Source organism: Luteibacter sp. PvP120, from assembly GCF_054055715.1.
On record NZ_JBSRXP010000002.1, the window covers coordinates 501,413 to 517,214 of the forward strand.

General features: G+C 69.7%; 12 protein-coding genes. 8 read left to right on the plus strand and 4 right to left on the minus strand.

Going from position 1 to position 15,802, the window contains the following annotated elements; translation table 11 throughout:
• Positions 1-15: 15 nt before the first annotated feature.
• The gene (mgrA, locus tag ACVKN3_RS06175; protein ID WP_285403931.1) at positions 16-1,047 is read right to left on the minus strand and encodes an L-glyceraldehyde 3-phosphate reductase; all 1,032 of its coding nucleotides are present in this window, start codon (positions 1,045-1,047) and stop codon (positions 16-18) included.
• Between the two features lie 121 nt (positions 1,048-1,168).
• Between mgrA and ACVKN3_RS06180 the strand changes: the two genes are divergently transcribed.
• The 4 genes from ACVKN3_RS06180 to ACVKN3_RS06195 all read left to right on the plus strand — a co-directional run bounded on the left by ACVKN3_RS06180 (position 1,169) and on the right by ACVKN3_RS06195 (position 6,145).
• Positions 1,169-2,179: a FecCD family ABC transporter permease gene (locus tag ACVKN3_RS06180; protein WP_354513517.1), complete on the plus strand. Its 1,011-nt coding sequence runs from the start codon at positions 1,169-1,171 to the stop codon at positions 2,177-2,179.
• Positions 2,176-2,964 carry an ABC transporter ATP-binding protein gene (locus tag ACVKN3_RS06185; RefSeq protein ID WP_051938510.1) on the plus strand — a complete coding sequence of 263 codons (789 nt, stop codon included), beginning with the start codon at positions 2,176-2,178 and terminating at the stop codon, positions 2,962-2,964. Before ACVKN3_RS06180 ends, ACVKN3_RS06185 begins: the two co-directional genes overlap by 4 nt.
• Positions 2,961-3,827: a cobalamin-binding protein gene (locus tag ACVKN3_RS06190; RefSeq protein WP_354513515.1), complete on the plus strand. Its 867-nt coding sequence runs from the start codon at positions 2,961-2,963 to the stop codon at positions 3,825-3,827. The genes ACVKN3_RS06185 and ACVKN3_RS06190 overlap by 4 nt, the downstream gene beginning before the upstream one ends.
• A gap of 86 nt (positions 3,828-3,913) precedes the next feature.
• The gene (locus tag ACVKN3_RS06195) at positions 3,914-6,145 is read left to right on the plus strand and encodes a response regulator (RefSeq protein ID WP_354513513.1); all 2,232 of its coding nucleotides are present in this window, start codon (positions 3,914-3,916) and stop codon (positions 6,143-6,145) included.
• A gap of 21 nt (positions 6,146-6,166) precedes the next feature.
• Here the strand turns inward: ACVKN3_RS06195 and ACVKN3_RS06200 are convergent, their stop codons facing one another.
• On the minus strand, positions 6,167-8,083 hold the full coding sequence (locus tag ACVKN3_RS06200) for an LTA synthase family protein (RefSeq protein ID WP_285403922.1): 1,917 nt from the start codon (positions 8,081-8,083) through the stop codon (positions 6,167-6,169).
• 134 nt (positions 8,084-8,217) lie between these two features.
• Between ACVKN3_RS06200 and ACVKN3_RS06205 the strand changes: the two genes are divergently transcribed.
• On the plus strand, positions 8,218-8,841 hold the full coding sequence (locus tag ACVKN3_RS06205; protein WP_354513511.1) for a YrbL family protein: 624 nt from the start codon (positions 8,218-8,220) through the stop codon (positions 8,839-8,841).
• A gap of 36 nt (positions 8,842-8,877) precedes the next feature.
• On the opposite strand, the gene ACVKN3_RS06210 is transcribed toward ACVKN3_RS06205, so the two are convergent.
• Positions 8,878-10,590 carry an ArnT family glycosyltransferase gene (locus ACVKN3_RS06210; RefSeq protein WP_354513509.1) on the minus strand — a complete coding sequence of 571 codons (1,713 nt, stop codon included), beginning with the start codon at positions 10,588-10,590 and terminating at the stop codon, positions 8,878-8,880.
• A 194-nt stretch (positions 10,591-10,784) separates the two neighbouring features.
• Here ACVKN3_RS06210 and ACVKN3_RS06215 point away from each other — a divergent pair, with 194 nt between their 5' ends.
• From ACVKN3_RS06215 to ACVKN3_RS06225, 3 genes are read left to right on the plus strand one after another with little or no spacing between them, the layout of a single operon-like run.
• The gene (locus ACVKN3_RS06215) at positions 10,785-11,327 is read left to right on the plus strand and encodes an RNA polymerase sigma factor (protein ID WP_285403916.1); all 543 of its coding nucleotides are present in this window, start codon (positions 10,785-10,787) and stop codon (positions 11,325-11,327) included.
• Positions 11,324-12,340 carry a FecR family protein gene (locus tag ACVKN3_RS06220; RefSeq protein WP_285403914.1) on the plus strand — a complete coding sequence of 339 codons (1,017 nt, stop codon included), beginning with the start codon at positions 11,324-11,326 and terminating at the stop codon, positions 12,338-12,340. The genes ACVKN3_RS06215 and ACVKN3_RS06220 overlap by 4 nt, the downstream gene beginning before the upstream one ends.
• Positions 12,341-12,393: 53 nt before the next feature.
• Positions 12,394-14,847 carry a TonB-dependent siderophore receptor gene (locus ACVKN3_RS06225; RefSeq protein ID WP_354513507.1) on the plus strand — a complete coding sequence of 818 codons (2,454 nt, stop codon included), beginning with the start codon at positions 12,394-12,396 and terminating at the stop codon, positions 14,845-14,847.
• Here ACVKN3_RS06225 and ACVKN3_RS06230 read toward each other — a convergent pair.
• Positions 14,844-15,776 (minus strand): DUF535 family protein, encoded by a 933-nt coding sequence (locus ACVKN3_RS06230; RefSeq protein ID WP_354513505.1) that lies wholly within the window; start codon positions 15,774-15,776, stop codon positions 14,844-14,846. The genes ACVKN3_RS06225 and ACVKN3_RS06230 overlap by 4 nt on opposite strands.
• Between the last annotated feature and the right edge of the window lie 26 nt (positions 15,777-15,802).

Genomic DNA, 15,802 nt, shown 5'->3' on the forward strand with positions numbered 1-15,802 from the left:
GACCACGCTGGCCGGTTATAGCTGCGCCGATTCCTTCCACAGGTCGGTGCCGCCGTCGCTGGCGTGCCGGTCGATCTCGGCCAGCTCGGCGTCGCTGAAGTCCAGGCGCTTCACGGCGTCCAGCGAGTTGTCCAGTTGCGCCACCGTGCGCGCGCCGATCAGCGACGAGGTGACCCGCGGATCGCGCAGCGTCCAGGCGATCGCCATCTGGGCCAGGGTCTGGCCGCGACCCTGGGCAATGACGTTCAGGGCGCGGATGCGTTCCAGGTTGGTGGCGTTGAGTTGCTCCTTGCCGAGCGAGCCCTCGCGCGTGGCGCGTGCGTCGGCGGGGACGCCGTCCAGGTACTTGGAGGTGAGCAGGCCCTGCGCCAGCGGCGAGAAGGCGATGCAGCCGGTGCCCAGGTCGTGCAGCGTGTCCAGCAGGCCATCCTCGATCCAGCGGTTGAACATCGAGTAGTTGGGCTGGTGGATGAACAGCGGCACGCGCTCGTCGGCCAGGATGGCGGCGGCCTTGCGCGTCAGCTCCGGGGAATAGCTGGAGATACCCACGTACAGCGCCTTGCCCTGGCGGTGCAGGTGCGCCAGCGCGCCCATGGTTTCCTCCAGCGGCGTGCTGGCATCGACGCGGTGCGAGTAGAAGATATCGACGTAATCCAGCCCCATGCGCCGCAGCGACTGGTCGCAGCTGGCAATGAGGTATTTGCGGCTGCCGCCGATGCCACCGTACGGGCCGGGCCACATGTCCCAGCCCGCCTTCGACGAGATGACCAGCTCGTCGCGATACGGCGCGAAGTCGCTGGCCATGATGCGGCCGAAGTTCTCTTCGGCCGAACCGTACGGCGGGCCGTAGTTGTTGGCCAGGTCGAAATGGGTGACGCCGCGGTCGAACGCGCGTCGCAGGATGGCACGGCCGGTCTCGAACACGTCGGCACCGCCGAAGTTCTGCCACAGGCCCAGCGAGATCGCCGGCAGGTCGATGCCGCTGCGACCGCAGCGGCGATAAGGCATGAGGTCGTCGTAACGATCGGCGGCGGCTTGGTAGGGCATGACGGGGCTCCGGTTCACGTACGAAAAGAGGAATGGTAAGCCATGCGTGCGTGAATCCTTTATCCTGCCAAGCCGCTACGGGAGCCGGGTGCAGGTGCCAAGCAAGGGCAGGACAACGCGGATGCCGCGCACGGCCACGTTCGCCTCGGCCATGAGGCTCTGGTCGGGCATGCTGCTGGCGTCGCTGGCGGTGCTTCTGGTTTCCGTGCTGCTGGGCGGGGCGGAGTCCACCGTGGCCGCCTCGTGGCAGGCGCTGTGGCACGACGTGGATACACCGATGCACGCCATCGTGTGGGAGCTGCGCATTCCGCGCTCCCTTGCCGCTTACGGCGTGGGCGGGCTGCTGGCGCTGTCCGGCTGCCTCATGCAGATCCTGGTGCGCAATCCGCTGGCCGATCCGTACACGCTGGGGTTGTCCGGCGGCGCGTCCGTCGGCGCGCTGGGTGCGATGCTGGCCGGCGCGGGTGCCGTCGTCACGACGCTGGGGGCCGCCGCCGGCGCGCTGGTCGCCTGTGTCGCCGTGTTCGTGCTGGCCCATCGCGACCTGCTGTCGCGACAGCGCGCCGCGCACCGGGAGGACGCCACCGACCTGATCCTGATCGGCGTGATGCTGGGCGCCGGGTTCGGCGCCGTGGTCAGCATGATGCTGGTGCTGGCGCCGGACCGGAACCTTCGCGGCATGCTGTTCTGGATGATGGGCGACCTGAGCGCCGTGGCCGATCCGTGGGTGCCCATCGCCAGCCTGCTCGCCGGCGTGCTGCTGATGGCACCGCTGGGCCGGCCGCTGAACCTGCTGCTGCGCGGCGAGGAATCCGCCAGCGCGCTGGGAGTGCGGCCGCCGCTGGTGAAGGCGGCGATCTTCCTCGTCGCCTCGCTGGCCACGGCCGTGGCCGTGACCACGGCGGGCACCGTCGGCTTCGTCGGGCTGGTGGTGCCGCACGCGCTGCGGCGCCTGGTCGGCAACGACCAGCGCGTACTGATGCCCGCCTGCGCGCTGGGCGGCGGCATCGTAGTGGTGGTGGCGGACGTGCTGGCACGCATCGTTGCCGAGCCCATCCAGTTGCCGGTGGGTGCGGTGATGGCGGTGATCGGCGTGCCCACCTTCATGGTGTTGCTGGTGGGCCGCCGATGAGCCATCGCCTGGTCGCCGCGGCCCTCGGCCTGACCATGGGCGGGCGGGAACTGGTCGGCTCCCTCGACATGACCGTCGATGCCGGCCAGGTATGGTGCGTGCTCGGCCCCAACGGCGCCGGCAAGTCCACCCTCCTGCGCACGCTGGCGGGATTGCGCCCGGCGGATCGCGGTCGCGTGTCGCTGGACGATCGCGACATCGCTGCCTGGCGGCCACTGGACCTCGCGCGCCGACGCGGCTTCCTGCCCCAGGCCGTGGTGGATGCCTTTTCCCTCTCGGTGATGGAGGCGGTGGTATCGGCGCGCCACCCACGGCTGTCGTTCTGGGCCTGGGGCGACGACGACGCCGGGCCGGCGCGGCAGGCGCTGGAAACGTTCGCGCTGCAGCCGCTGGCCGACCGCGACGTCACCACGCTGTCCGGCGGCGAGCGCCAGCGGGTGAACATCGCCACGCTGTTCGCGCAGGACGTGGACATCATGCTGCTGGACGAACCGCTGTCGTCGCTCGATCTTCACCACCAGATGAAGGCCTTGCACGAACTGATGCGCGTGGCGCGCGTGCACGGCACGTCCGTCGTCTACACCGTGCACGACATCAACCTGGCCTACCAGCACGCCACGCACGCCGTGCTGCTGGACGGCCGCGGCGGCGCGCTGGCCGGGCCACGTGATGCGGTCATCACCAGCACCCACCTGTCCGCCGCCTTCCACCATCCGATCCATGGCGTGACGCTCGGCGACGAGCTGTTCTTCCGCGCCGAACGCCTCGACGGTAACGCCCCATGATCCGTATCTGCCTCCTGCTGGCGCTGCTGTTCGCGCTTCCCGCCGCCGCCTCGGTGAGCGTCACCGACGACGCGGGCCACCGCGTGACGCTGGCGCAGCCGGCGCATCGCATCGTCAGCCTGGCGCCCAACATCACCGACGCGTTATTCGCCGCCGGCGCCGGGGACTACGTGGTCGGCACCTCGCGCTTCAGCGAGCACCCGGCGGCGGCGAAGCACATCCCGGTGGTGGGCGATGCCACGATGCTGGACCTTGAACGCATCGTAGGGCTGAAGCCCGACCTGATCGTGGTATGGCGCAGCGGCACGCCGGCCGCGCAGGTAGACAAGCTGACCCGCCTGGGCATTCCGGTGTTCTTCGCCGAGACGACACGGCTGGCCGACGTGGCCGATGCCACCCGTCGCTTCGGCGTGCTGGCCGGCACGACCGCGGTGGCCGGTCGCAACGCGGATGCCTTCGACGCCCGCCTGGCCGCCCTGCGCGCGAGCTACGCCGGCAAGGCGAAGATCAGCGTGTTCTACCAGGTATGGGACAGGCCCCTGATGACGATCGGGCATGCCCAGATCGTCGACGATGCGATCACCCTGTGCGGTGGTCGCAACCTCTTCGCCGACCTGACCCAGGCGGCGCCTACCGTGAGCCGCGAAGCCGTGCTGGCCCGCGATCCCGAGGTGATCCTCGCCGGCACCGAGGCGACGGAGTCGCTGGCCGCCTGGCGGAAAACGCCGTTCCTCGCCGCCGTGAAGCACGGCAACGTGATCGCCCTGGATGCACCCACCCTCGTCCTGCCGTCGCCGTCCATCTTGCCCGGCGTGGAAACGCTGTGCCGGGTGCTCGACCAGGCCCGTGGTCGCGTGCACTGACATGCCGTCGCATGACCTTGCGGTCGCCATCACATCGCCCTTCCTAGACTGGTCCCCGACCGCCCCGCCGACGGAATGTGATGTCCATGTCCCGTAACCCCGCCGATTCGCTTCCCGATCGATCCTGGCTGGACGACGGCGGCGAAACGGGTGCGCTCATCCGGGCGTTCGACTGGTCCCGCACCGCGCTGGGACCCCTCGCCGACTGGCCGCAGAGCCTGCGTACGGCCACTGGCCTGCTGTTGCGTTCGCCTGTGCCCATCGTGCTGTTGTGGGGCGAGCGGGGCTACATGATCTACAACGATGCCTACTCCCTGTTCGCCGGCAAGCGTCATCCCGACCTGCTCGGCTCCGAGGTGCGCGAGGGCTGGAGCGAAGTCGCCGAGTTCAACGACAACGTGATGCGTGTCGGCCTGGCCGGCGGCACGCTGGCCTACAAGGACCAGGAGCTCACGCTGCACCGCCACGGCCGACCCGAGCCGGTGTGGATGAACCTGGATTACTCGCCGGTGATCGATGAATCCGGCCAGCCGGCCGGTGTCATCGCCATCGTGGTGGAAACCTCCGAGCGCGTGCGGGCGGAACAGTCGATCCGTGCGAACGAGGCACGCCTGCGCTTCCTGGACACGCTGCGCGAATCCACGGCCCGCTACACGGACGCGGATGCCCTGCTGGCCACCACGACGCGCATGCTGGGCAAGTACCTCGGCGTGTCCATCTGCGCCTATGCCGATATGGACGACGACGAGAACGCCTTCACCATCCGTGGCGACTGGGCCGCGCCGGGATCGCAAAGCATCGTAGGGCGATACACGCTCACCGATTTCGGGCGCCTGGCCGTCACGCGGCTCACCGCGGGCGAGGCGTTCGTGCTCAACGACAGCCATGCCGAACTGTCGGCCGAGGAAGCCGAGGCCTTCGGCGCCCTCGGTGCCGCGGCCACGGTGTGCATGCCGCTGATACGCGGCGGCCGGTTGACCGCGCTGATGGCGATCCACCAGCGCGAGCCGCGGGTCTGGCAGCCCGATGACCTGGCCCTGCTGACGGAAGTGGTGGAGCGTTCCTGGGCGCACATCGAGCGCGTACGCGCCGAGGCGGCCGTGCGCGATGGCGAGCGGCGCTTCCGCGAATCGCTGGAGGAAAAGGTGCGCGAACGCACCGCGGCGCTGATGCAGGCCGAACAGGCCCTGATGCAGGCGCAGAAGATGGAGGCGCTGGGCAACCTCACCGGCGGCATCGCGCACGACTTCAACAACCTGCTGATGGCCGTGCAGGGCAGCCTCGAGCTGCTGCGCGAACGCATGCCGCCCGATCCCCTGCTGATGCGCCTGGTCGACAATGCGCGCAGCGGTGCCGAACGCGGCGCGGTACTGACGCGACGGATGCTGGCTTTCGCGAGGAGGCAGGAGCTGACCTCCGAACGCGTCGACGTACGCCACCTGGTCGAGGGCATGACCGAACTGATGCAACGCGCCCTGGGCAGCACCGTGATCGTCGAGACGCGCTTCGGCGCGCAACCGGCGGTGGTGGAGGCGGACGTGAACCAGCTGGAATCGGCCCTGCTCAATCTGGCGGTGAATGCACGCGATGCCATGGATGGCGTGGGCACCATTACCATCGCCACCGACGAGGTGCAGGTACCCGCCGACGATGGCGCGCTGGCGGCGGGGCGTTACGTCCGCCTCTCCATGACCGACTCCGGTTCGGGCATGAGCGAGGCGACCCTGAAGCGGGCGACCGAGCCGTTCTTCACCACCAAGGGCGTGGGCAAGGGAACGGGGCTGGGCCTGTCGATGGTGCACGGCCTGGCCGAGCAACTGGGCGGCACGTTGATCCTGTCCAGCCGGCCCGATGTCGGCACCACGGCGGAAATCTGGCTGCCGGCGGTGGATGCGCAGACGCCTGCCGCCACGTCGGGCCTGGCGATCGAACCGGTGCCCGCAGTCGCTGCGACGGCTCCGGACGAGACACGGGTGATCCTCGCCGTGGACGACGACGACCTGGTGCGCGCGACGACGATCGAGATGCTGGAAGCGATGGGCTATCGCGTGCTGGCGGCGCGCTCCGGTGCCGAAGCCCTACGGCTGCTCGAACGCACGCGGGTCCATCTCGTGGTCACCGACCATGCCATGCCGCAGATGACCGGCACGCAGCTGGCCCAGCGCGTGCGCGAACACGATCCGGCCCTGCCGGTGGTGCTGGTCACGGGCTATGCGGACATCGCCGGCGGTGCCGGCGACGACCTGCCCCGCCTGGCCAAGCCGTTCACGTACGCGGCGCTTACCGAGACGGTGGCCCGGGCCCTGCCGCGGCCCTGAACGCCGCGGCAGCCACACGCCCTACTTTTCCTTCGGCGGCAGGCGGTAACGCTGCTTGCTGTAGGCCCAGCTGGGCCACAGCGCATGGGCAAGGGCCGTCTTCTCTAGCGACGGATCGACCGCTTCCGGCTGCAGCGTCTCGCCGTCGGCCGAGTACTCATGGTCGAGCAGGTAGTGATACTGGGTCGGCGCCTGGTTGGGCCGCAGCACGATCAGCTGGTCGCCCTTGAGGTAACCGTAGTTGTCGCCGTACTGCATGATCGCGCGATCCGGGTAACGCTGTGTCAGGTCCGCACCCAGCATGGGGTGCTCGCTGCGGATGCCGATCAGCGACAGCAGCGTGGGCGCCAGGTCCACCTGGCTGACGATGTGCTCGTCTTTCTTCACCGGCACGCCCGCGCCCAGGATCAGGGCCGGGATATGGAAATGACGCACCGGCACCAGGCTGGCACCGAACACGCGGGCATCGTGGTCGGCCACGATCAGGAACACCGTGTGGTTCCAGTACGGCGACTGCTTGGCGCGCTCGAAGAAACGCCCGATCGACCAGTCGGCGTAACGCACCGCGTTCGCGTTGCTGGCCGGATCGCCCTCGGGCGTGATGCGGCCCGACGGGTATTCCCACGGCGTGTGGTTGGAGACGGAGAAGGCCACGGTCAACGTGGGTTTTTCACCGTCGTCGAGCAGCCGCTGGTGCAGTTCGTTGAACATATCCTCGTCGGATGCGCCCCACGAGCCGACGAACGCGGGCTTGGTCTTGAAGGTAGCGCTGTCCACCACCTCGTTGAAGCCGTTGCCGTAGAAGAACGAGCGCATGTTGTCGAAGTGGGCTTCACCGCCGTAGAGAAAGCGCGTGTGGTAGCCGAAGGTATCCAGCAAGGCGCCGAGGGTGAAGAAGTCGCGCTGGCTGCGCGGCAGTTTCAGCACCGCCTCGGCCGGCGTCGGCAGGAAACCCGTGGTGACCGCCTCCAGGCCGCGCGCGCTGCGCGTGCCGGTGGCGTAGGTGCGCTCCAGCCACCAGCCCTCGTTGGACAGTTTGTCCAGCTCCGGGGTGTAGCCCGCGCCGCCCAGACTGCCGACGAACTGCGCGCCCAGGCTTTCCTCCAGGATGATCACCAGGTTGAGCGGCTTGTCGCCCTGCCGCGTCGGTTCCTGGCGGTGCAGGCTGGGGTACTGCGGATCGAGCGGCGCGCCGTCCAGGCCGGCGGCACGACGCACGATGGCATTCATCTCGTCGTCCGGCATCTTGCCGTATACGGCCGACGCCGAACGTTCGTTGCCCAGCGCCAGGGCGGCGTTGAGCACGTTGTAGAGCGAATTCAGCGGCAGCGTGTTGACCATCGCGTCGTTGGTGAAGGCCACCTGCGACGCGTTCAGCGGACGATGCTGCAAGGTGCCGCGCGCGGCCAGGAACAGCACGGCGAAGGTGAGCACCGTGGCCACCGGGCGCATCCATCCGCGTACGGGCCGGCGGTCGGGCTGGCGGGTGGGCAACAGGCGGAAGCCGATCCAGGCGATCAGCGCGAAGGCGACCAGGCCCAGGCCCACCGACAGCTTGTAGCCGTTCCACAGCATGGCCGCGACTTCGTGCGGGCTGGTCAGGTATTCGAAATAGAGCCGGTTGGGCCGCGTGTCGTACTCGACCATGAACTGCGGCGTGGACACTTCCAGCAGCGCATAGAGCAGCCACCACAGGCGCAGCCACCAGGCCGCGATGCGCGTGGGCCAGCGCCGATGGCCCAGCCATGGCGAGAGCAGCGCCGGCAGGGCCACCACCATCGCCAGCAGCGAGAGGTCGATGCGCCAGCCGCCCAGCAGCACGGGCCACAGGCCACCGGCATCGTGGACGCGGGTCCACTGCCAGGCGGAAAGCGCGACGCGCGAAAGCGTCAGGAAAACGAGGACGGCGGCGATGAAACGCCAGGTGAGCTTGCGCACGATGGAGGTCCGGAGCAGGCGCGGCGGGTCGCCACGCGTGTGAAAATGCCAGGTTACAGGCGCATGACTTTACACTGTGCGCCAGACGAACGACTTACGGCCGGCTTTCGGCCCGCCGCACGAGGATCTTTGCGATGTTCAGACTGGCCGAGGCGACGCCGATCGCCACCGGGCACGTGCGCGAGGTGTACCAGCATCCCGACCGGCCCGACCTGCTGATCAAGGTGATCTCGGGAGCGTCCATCAAGGAACGCTGGGACGCCGCCCCGTGGTATCGCCGGCGGGCCCGCAGCGGCCCGTACAAGGATTTCGTGCGCGAGTTCCGCGAGTACGTCACCGCCATCCATACCGGCGGCTACGACAGCGTGCCGATCGCCCGCGTGGTCGGCCTCGAGATGACCGACATCGGCCTGGGCCAGGTGGTCGAGAAGGTGCGCGGTCCCGATGGCGGCCTGGCCATCACGCTGCACGACTGGGTCAAGGCCGAAGGGTTCACCGCCACCACCCAGGCCGAGCTGGAGGCATTCCACGCGCGCCTGCTCGCGCACAACGTCATCGCCGCCGACCTGCACGCCTGGAACGTGGTCTACGGCGAGGATTCGCGCGGTGGTGGCCCGCGGCTGGTGATGATCGACGGCTTCGGCGAGAAGAACATCATCCCTCACTGCTCGATGAGCCGCGCGCACAACGCCTCGCGCACCACGAAGAAATACGAGCGGATGCTGAAACGCACCCGCGCCGAGGCGCCTTCCCGCTGACACGCGCGCTCCGCCGAGGTACTGCGCCGCCCCTGCTTAAGGGTGCGGCGTGCAGCCCGGCCGGGACGCCGAGGACGGCAACAGGAAATAATCCAGGTGGTTGGCCGTGCCCAGCCGTTGCGCCTGGCCGCTCACCACGCAGCCGTCCAGTGCCTCGTCGGTCGCCAGCAGCCAGCGGTGTGCCGGGTCCTGCGCCTGCCACGCACGGGCGTCGGCCAGCTGCGCGGGGGCGCTGCGACTGAACCCGAACTCCTTCACCGGGCGCACGGCCTGCAACAGGTTTTCCTCGCGCCAAAGCACCAGGCCCAGCTGGCCGTCCGGGCCGATCGCCTGGTCGGCCCGCTGCATCACCTGCCGGGCCGATTCGTTGTCGTTGAGCGCCGGGTAGGTCATCAGCGGCCAGGCGATCCAGCCGGCCGCCATGCCGGCCAGCAGGGCGAGCACGCCCCGGCGCGACCGCCCGACGGCGGCGCAGACGAAAAACAGCGCGCCGATGACGACCAGCGCGATCCACAGCACCTGCCCGCCATCGGCCAGTTCGTAGCGCGCCGCCATTTTCTGCGCGGCACGGGGATGGGCCAGCAGCGCCCACAGGCCCACGCCGCCGAACACCAGCCCGCAGGCGACGGTGACAGCGAGCGCCAGCCGTTGCAGCCAGCGCGCCTTGAGCAGGTCCTGCAGGTAGGGCGCCATGGCCAGCGCCAGCATCGGCAGCGCGGGCAGGATGTAGATCGCCCGCTTGCCACGGGGGATGGAAAAGAACACCAGGATCAGCAGGCAGGACACCAGCGGCATCCACACGCGCGGCTCGCGCAGGCGCAGCGCCTCGCGCCAGCGCGGCAGCATGAGCGGGACCAGCAGCCACACCAGCAGCCAGTCCTGCACGATAACGCCGAGGAAGAACCACGGCGCCTCGGCGTGCTGCCAGGAATTGGCGTAACGCTCCGCGGTCTGCCGGAACAGGATGTCCTGCACATAGGCCAGGTATTCGGGCGTGCGCAGCCCGTAGGCGGCCACCAGCATCGGCGCGAGCCACAGCGATATCGCCAGCAGGAAGGCCAACGCACCGCCTGCCCAGCGCCAGCCGTCGCCCTGCGTACGGGTGATGCCGGGCCACTGGCGGACGCGCATGACCACGTACGGAAGCAGCATCAACAGGGCGACGATGCCCACGCCCTTGGTGATGACGCCCAGGCCGGCGGCGAAGCAGCCCAGCCAGTACATCCGCCAGTCCGGGCCGCGCAGGCAGTGCACGAGGATGCCGACGTTGCCGGCGGTGATCCAGAACAACGACAGCGGGTCGATCTGCGCGTGCCGGATCACGTCGATGAACTGCATCGTTGCAAGCACGAGGATCGCCGCATACAGGCCGGTGCGGCCGTTCCACAGGCGACGCCCGGCATACCCCACCAGCGCCAGCGTGCCCAGGCCGGACAGCAGCGAGGTCAGCAGGAAGGCCCCACGCCAGCCGCCGGTCAGCCACATCCACGCGGCTTCGGTCCACATCAGCATCGGCGGCTTGTCGGAATACAGCTCCGCGCCACGGTGAGGGAACAGCCACTGGCCGGATTCGAGCATTTGCCGGGCCACCAGCGCGAAGCGCGGTTCGTCCGGCGGCCAGGGGTCGCGAAGGCCGATGCCCGCCGCCAGCACGGCCAGGGCGATGAGCATGAACCAGGCGAAGTCGCGGCGTGATCGATCGTCGTTCGAGTGCATGAAAAGCGCGGGCTGGCCGGAGTCGGCGGCCATCGTAGCCGACCTTCCCCGGCCCGCGCTGACGAATGGCTTACCGCTGCGGGGTGGGTCGCATTTCAATTTTTTGCGGCCCGCACGTCTAGGGTGTTCGCCGGTGCGGAAATCGGCGCTCGTTCCTGCCCGTACGGGCGTCGATTTCCCACCGTGCGACCATAGATTCCCGTCCCATGAATGCGGTCAGACAACCCATGGATCGATCCGAGGCGGGCGCCTCACCCGGCGGGACGCGTGCCGCGCAGGTGGTCGGCCTGTTCCGCGAGCACAATGCCGCCCTGGTGGCCTTCCTGCGGGCCCGGCTGAATTCGCTGGCCGATGCCCAGGAAGTGGCCCAGGAGGTGTACCTGAAGCTGCTGGCGCTGGACCCCGCCACGACGATCGATTCGCCCCGCGCCTTCCTGTTCCGCGCGGCCGCCAACCTGGCCGTGGACCGCCTGCGCATGCGCAACGTCCGTGCGCTGGCGCCGGTGGACCCGGACGCCGACGACTGGCACGTCACGCCGATTCCCGAGCAGCACGCCGCGGCGCTCGAGCAATGGCGAGACCTGCGCCGGGCGCTCGACGAACTGCCGCCGAAGACCCGCCGCGCCTTCGTCATGCACGTGATCGACGGGCGCGCATTCGCGGATGTGGCCAGGGATATGAAACTCAGCGAGCGCATGGTGCGCTACCACGTCGGCAACGCCCTGGCGCATTGCCGTGAACGCCGCGATCGCGCGGAGAACCCCTCATGACCGCCACACCCAGCCCCGATCACTCGCTCGAACACCGCGCCGCCGACTGGTGGGTGCGCCTGCGCGCCGCCGATCTCCCGGAACGTACCCTGCTGGCATGGAGCGACTGGCTGGCGGCCGATCCCCGCCACGCCGAGGCCTTCGCGCGCGTCTCCGCGCTGGCCGAAGAGGCCGCCGGCATGCCGCCGTCGATGCGGGAACGCTTCCTCCAGCGGTATGCACCGGTTGCGGCCACGCCGCGCTCCCCACGTGCGCATCTTGTCCGCGTGGCGGCGGCCCTGGCCGCCCTGGTCGTGCTCGGTGCCGGGGCCTTCCTCCTGTGGCGGCCCCTGCCCGGCGTGTCGGCCGGGCACTATGCCAGCGAGCGGGCCGGCCACCGCGACATCGCCCTGCCCGACGGCTCCCGTATCGAGATGGGCGGGGCCACGTCGGTCACGGCACGCTACGGTCGCGACGAGCGCGCCATCGACCTCGACGCCGGCGAAGCCTTCTTCCAGGTGGCCCACGCCGAACGCCCCTTCGTGGTCAACGCCGGCCCCCTGCGCATCCGCGACCTGGGCACGGCATTCAACGTGCGGCGCACGGGCGACCGGGTGACGGTCGCGGTCACCGAGGGACGCGTCCGCGTGTCGCCTTCCGCGGCACAGGGCGACGATGGCACCGTGGAACTGGGCGCCGGCCGCGAAGTCTCTTTCGATCCCGCGACCCAGGCCATGCGCATCGTGGATGTCGATCCGGCCACGGCCACCGCCTGGCGCGCGCACCGCCTGGCGTTCGTCGACGAGCCGCTGTCCTCGGTGGTGGACAACATCAACCGCTACAGCGCACGCCCCATCCACATCGCGGACCCGGCGCTGGGCAGGCTGACGTTTACCGGCACGGTGCAGGTCGATACCATCGACAGCTGGGTATCGGCGCTGCCGCGCGTGTTTCCGCTGCGTGTCGATACCTATGCCGACCGGCTCGAACTCACCCGTCAGACCGCCATGACGCGGGGTACGCAGCCGCGCTGACCATTCGCCCGGGGCCGCAGGTGTTGCAGTATTCGCTTCGCGGGCGCCGGCGCATGCTTACCGGCGCGCTCGCGCTGACGCTCGCCGTCCGTGCCACGCAAGCCATCGGCGCGCCTGCCGGGGCGTCCGCGGGAGCGACGCTGCCGTTCGCCATCGCGCCGCAGCCGCTGACCACGGCGCTGCTGGCGTGGGGCAGGCAAGCCAACGTGCAGGTGCTGACCGCCTCCGGCTCGATCGCCAGCTGGCGTTCCGCCGGCGCACAGGGAATGCTCACCCCGGATGCCGCTCTCGACCAACTGCTGCGGGGCACCGACCTCGAGCGCGAGTCCTACGATGCCAGCACGGTCGTGGTGCGCCAGCGCCAGCAACCCGGCAACGCGACACCGGCACCCGCCGATCCGGCGGTGGCGTTCGATCCGGGCGCCGTGGTGCCGCTGGCCACGGTGGACGTGCAGGGCCTGGTGCAGGACGTCGGCTTCAAGGCCGACACCACCCGCAGCGCCACGCGTAACGACGCGCACCTGATGGACGTGCCGCAGTCGATTTCCGTGGTGACCCGCGATGCGATCGCGTCCCAGCAGGCGGTGGGGATCGGCGACGTGGCGCGCTATGTCGCCGGCGTGCAATACGTGGACGGCTACGGCGGCGCGCCGCTGTTCCTCATTCGTGGTTTCGACGCGGGGCACGGCATGACCGACGGCATGCCCAACGGCATCGCGCGCACGGAGGACCTGCCGCCGCTGATCGGCATCGAGCGCGTGGAAGTGCTGCGTGGACCCGAGGCCATCCTGGGCGACGCGTCGCAGAACAACAACTTCGGCGGCTCGATCAACGTGGTGATGAAGCGGCCCCAGGCGGAACCGGTGCGCACGCTCACCTACTCGGCGGGCCGCTACGACGGCGGCCGGCTCGGCGTGGACCTGGCCGGCGCCGCATCCGCCGATGGATCGGTCACCTATCGGGTGGTGGCCGCGGGACAACGTGGCGAGACCACGCCGCGTGGCGACGGTGGCGGTCGCGGCGCCTACCTCGCACCGTCGCTCGCATGGGCCGACGAGCGTACCCGCGTGATGGGCGGCGTGGAGGTCGTCGACAACCGCGTGCCGGGCCCGGAGCACACCGTGCTGCTGGGTCCGTCGTTGTCCGCGGCGTCGCCCTACCGCTCCGTCCCTGGCACGCCGGGCGACACGTCGACGTATCGCACCGGCCGCGCGGTGTTCGAGTTCGACCATGCGTTCGACGACTGGACCCTGCACAGCCAGGGCCAGTACGTGCGCCAACGCAGCAACGGCAGCAGCTGGTCGTACGTGTCGAGTGAGTTCGGCACCCGCGATGCCGTGCTCTCACCGGTGGCACGCACCTTCCGCTACACGGGCACCTACTGGACCTGGCAGAACGACCTCACCCGCCGCTTCGGGCAGGGTGACGTGACACACACCGTGTTGCTGGGCTTCGACCTGGCCCGCACCCATGCGGGTGACGGCGGCAGCGGCAGCACCACCCAGACCGATGGCAGCGACAGCGAGACGGTCGGCGACCGCGAGGCATTCGTCGCCACGCGGCCACTGGCCTACGACCTGCGCACCGGCACGGCATTTTCCGCGCGGTTCAACGCCTTGCTGGCGCCCGTGAGCACCACCGTGCAGACCCTGGGCGGATCGTGGCAGACCAACGCCGGCGCCTACCTGCAGGACCAGATCGTCATCGGCGACCGCTGGAACGTGCTGGCCGCGTTACGGCGCACCACCTACCGGCTGGAAACGCACTGGACCGACGGCAGCCCGCGCACCCTGCGCAAGGCACGCTGGATTCCGAAGCTGGGCGTGGTCTACAAGCTGTCGCCGGAGGTGGCCCTGTATGCGGACAGCTCCACCGGCTTCCAGCCGGATCCGCTGCTGGGCAAGGACGGCCAGCCGCTGCCCGTGGCCACCTCCCGACAGCTGGAGGCGGGCGGCAAGTTCGAGCTGTTCGACCATCGCGCCCGCCTGACCGCCGCGGTGTATCGCATCCGCGTGGACCACAGCGTGGACCTGGTCTCGCCGGAGGCGCCGTTCTTCGCCACGCCCGGCCCCGGCCAGACCAATCGCGGCGTGGAGCTGGAACTGTCCGGCCGCATCGCCGACGGCCTGGACGTCATCGCCAGCGTCACCGAGGCACGCATCCACAACAACGACGATACGCGACCCACCGGCTCGCCACGTCACCAGGCGGCCGTCTGGAGCAGCTACCGCTTCGGCAAGGGCGACATCAAGCCCTGGGGCGTCGCCGCGGGCATCCTGGCGCGAAGCCACAGCATCGGCCGCACCAGCAACGACGGCCAGTATTTCGGCATTCCTGGGCAGGCCAGCGTGGAAGCGAACGTGTCGCGCTACGGCGAGCACTGGCAGCTGACGCTGGGCGTGAAGAACCTCTTCGCCCGCACGCTGTACGCGGTGAACTTCGACGAGACCTTCGTCCCCATCCGCCAGGGCCGCGTGGTGCTGCTGACCGGTTCGTACGATTTCTAGGCGCCACTCGTCCGGGTGAACGCCTGCAAGGCCGCGGCGCAGGCGTCCTGGCTGAAAGCCGCCCTCGCTTCGCCAACGGCAGCAGGCTCCCTGAGAGGGATGTCATGGCAACCGTCCGCGCCGGGCACGCCACCGTGCCGCCGCCAGAATCGGTCGTAAGCCGCCAACGTCACGCCGTCACGCCGTCCCAGCGGATGGGCCTGGCGCGATACGCCACGCACGCGCTCGATGCCGTAATGGACCGCCAGTGAGCGGATCAGCGCCAGCAGGAGGTCGCGCGGACGCAGACCACCGGTGGCCCGGGTGAACCGGCCTATGGCCTCGCGCCCGAGGTAAGCCCACGAGCCGCGCATGGCCCCGATCAGCAGCCCCTCGACGCCACCGAAGGTGATCGTGCACGACGAAATCACCTCCTTGCCGTCGTTGAGCAGGAACAGGCCCAGTTCGCCCGTGGCGTCGTCTTCGGGGGCGCGCGCATGCAGGTAGGCCACGTTGCCGTCGCCGAGTGGCAGGGTGGCCAGGCGCACGTCGTGTCCGCGCACCAGCCGTTCGCGCAGGCGCTCGGGAAACTCCCGCGCGATGAAGCGGTAATGCGCTTCCACCAGCCGCGCACAGGTGGCGAGGTGGAAGTCACGGGAGATGTAGTGCCGCTGCCAGCGCTCGTAGACCCGGGGATTCAGCGCCGCCGCGGCACGCAGGGTGCGCGAGCGGCCGATCAGGTCCAGCCAGGCGGTCTGCCGACGGAAGGCCGCCAGTGAGCGCAGCAGGTAGGCCAGGCGCGGCTCGGGCGCCGCGCCCTGCCGGCGCAGCGCCGCACGTCGCCGAAGATGGTCCAGGGCCAGCACCAGCGCGCTCCTCGGCCGCCGCGACCCGGCCCGGGCGTGGGTGAGATCGCGCATCGCCTGGGACGGGGGGTAGTGCGTCTGCATCTACCCATGACGTTCGGCGGGCGCCG

Excerpts from the sequence above, each read along its gene's own strand:
- mgrA (WP_285403931.1), bottom strand. The coding sequence starts at position 1,047 with ATGCCCTACCAAGCCGCCGCCGATCGTTACGACGACCTCATGCCTTAT.
- ACVKN3_RS06180 (WP_354513517.1), top strand. The coding sequence starts at position 1,169 with ATGCCGCGCACGGCCACGTTCGCCTCGGCCATGAGGCTCTGGTCGGGC.
- ACVKN3_RS06185 (WP_051938510.1), top strand. The coding sequence starts at position 2,176 with ATGAGCCATCGCCTGGTCGCCGCGGCCCTCGGCCTGACCATGGGCGGG.
- ACVKN3_RS06190 (WP_354513515.1), top strand. The coding sequence starts at position 2,961 with ATGATCCGTATCTGCCTCCTGCTGGCGCTGCTGTTCGCGCTTCCCGCC.
- ACVKN3_RS06195 (WP_354513513.1), top strand. The coding sequence starts at position 3,914 with ATGTCCCGTAACCCCGCCGATTCGCTTCCCGATCGATCCTGGCTGGAC.
- ACVKN3_RS06205 (WP_354513511.1), top strand. The coding sequence starts at position 8,218 with ATGTTCAGACTGGCCGAGGCGACGCCGATCGCCACCGGGCACGTGCGC.
- ACVKN3_RS06210 (WP_354513509.1), bottom strand. The coding sequence starts at position 10,590 with ATGGCCGCCGACTCCGGCCAGCCCGCGCTTTTCATGCACTCGAACGAC.
- ACVKN3_RS06215 (WP_285403916.1), top strand. The coding sequence starts at position 10,785 with ATGGATCGATCCGAGGCGGGCGCCTCACCCGGCGGGACGCGTGCCGCG.
- ACVKN3_RS06220 (WP_285403914.1), top strand. The coding sequence starts at position 11,324 with ATGACCGCCACACCCAGCCCCGATCACTCGCTCGAACACCGCGCCGCC.
- ACVKN3_RS06225 (WP_354513507.1), top strand. The coding sequence starts at position 12,394 with ATGCTTACCGGCGCGCTCGCGCTGACGCTCGCCGTCCGTGCCACGCAA.
- ACVKN3_RS06230 (WP_354513505.1), bottom strand. The coding sequence starts at position 15,776 with ATGCAGACGCACTACCCCCCGTCCCAGGCGATGCGCGATCTCACCCAC.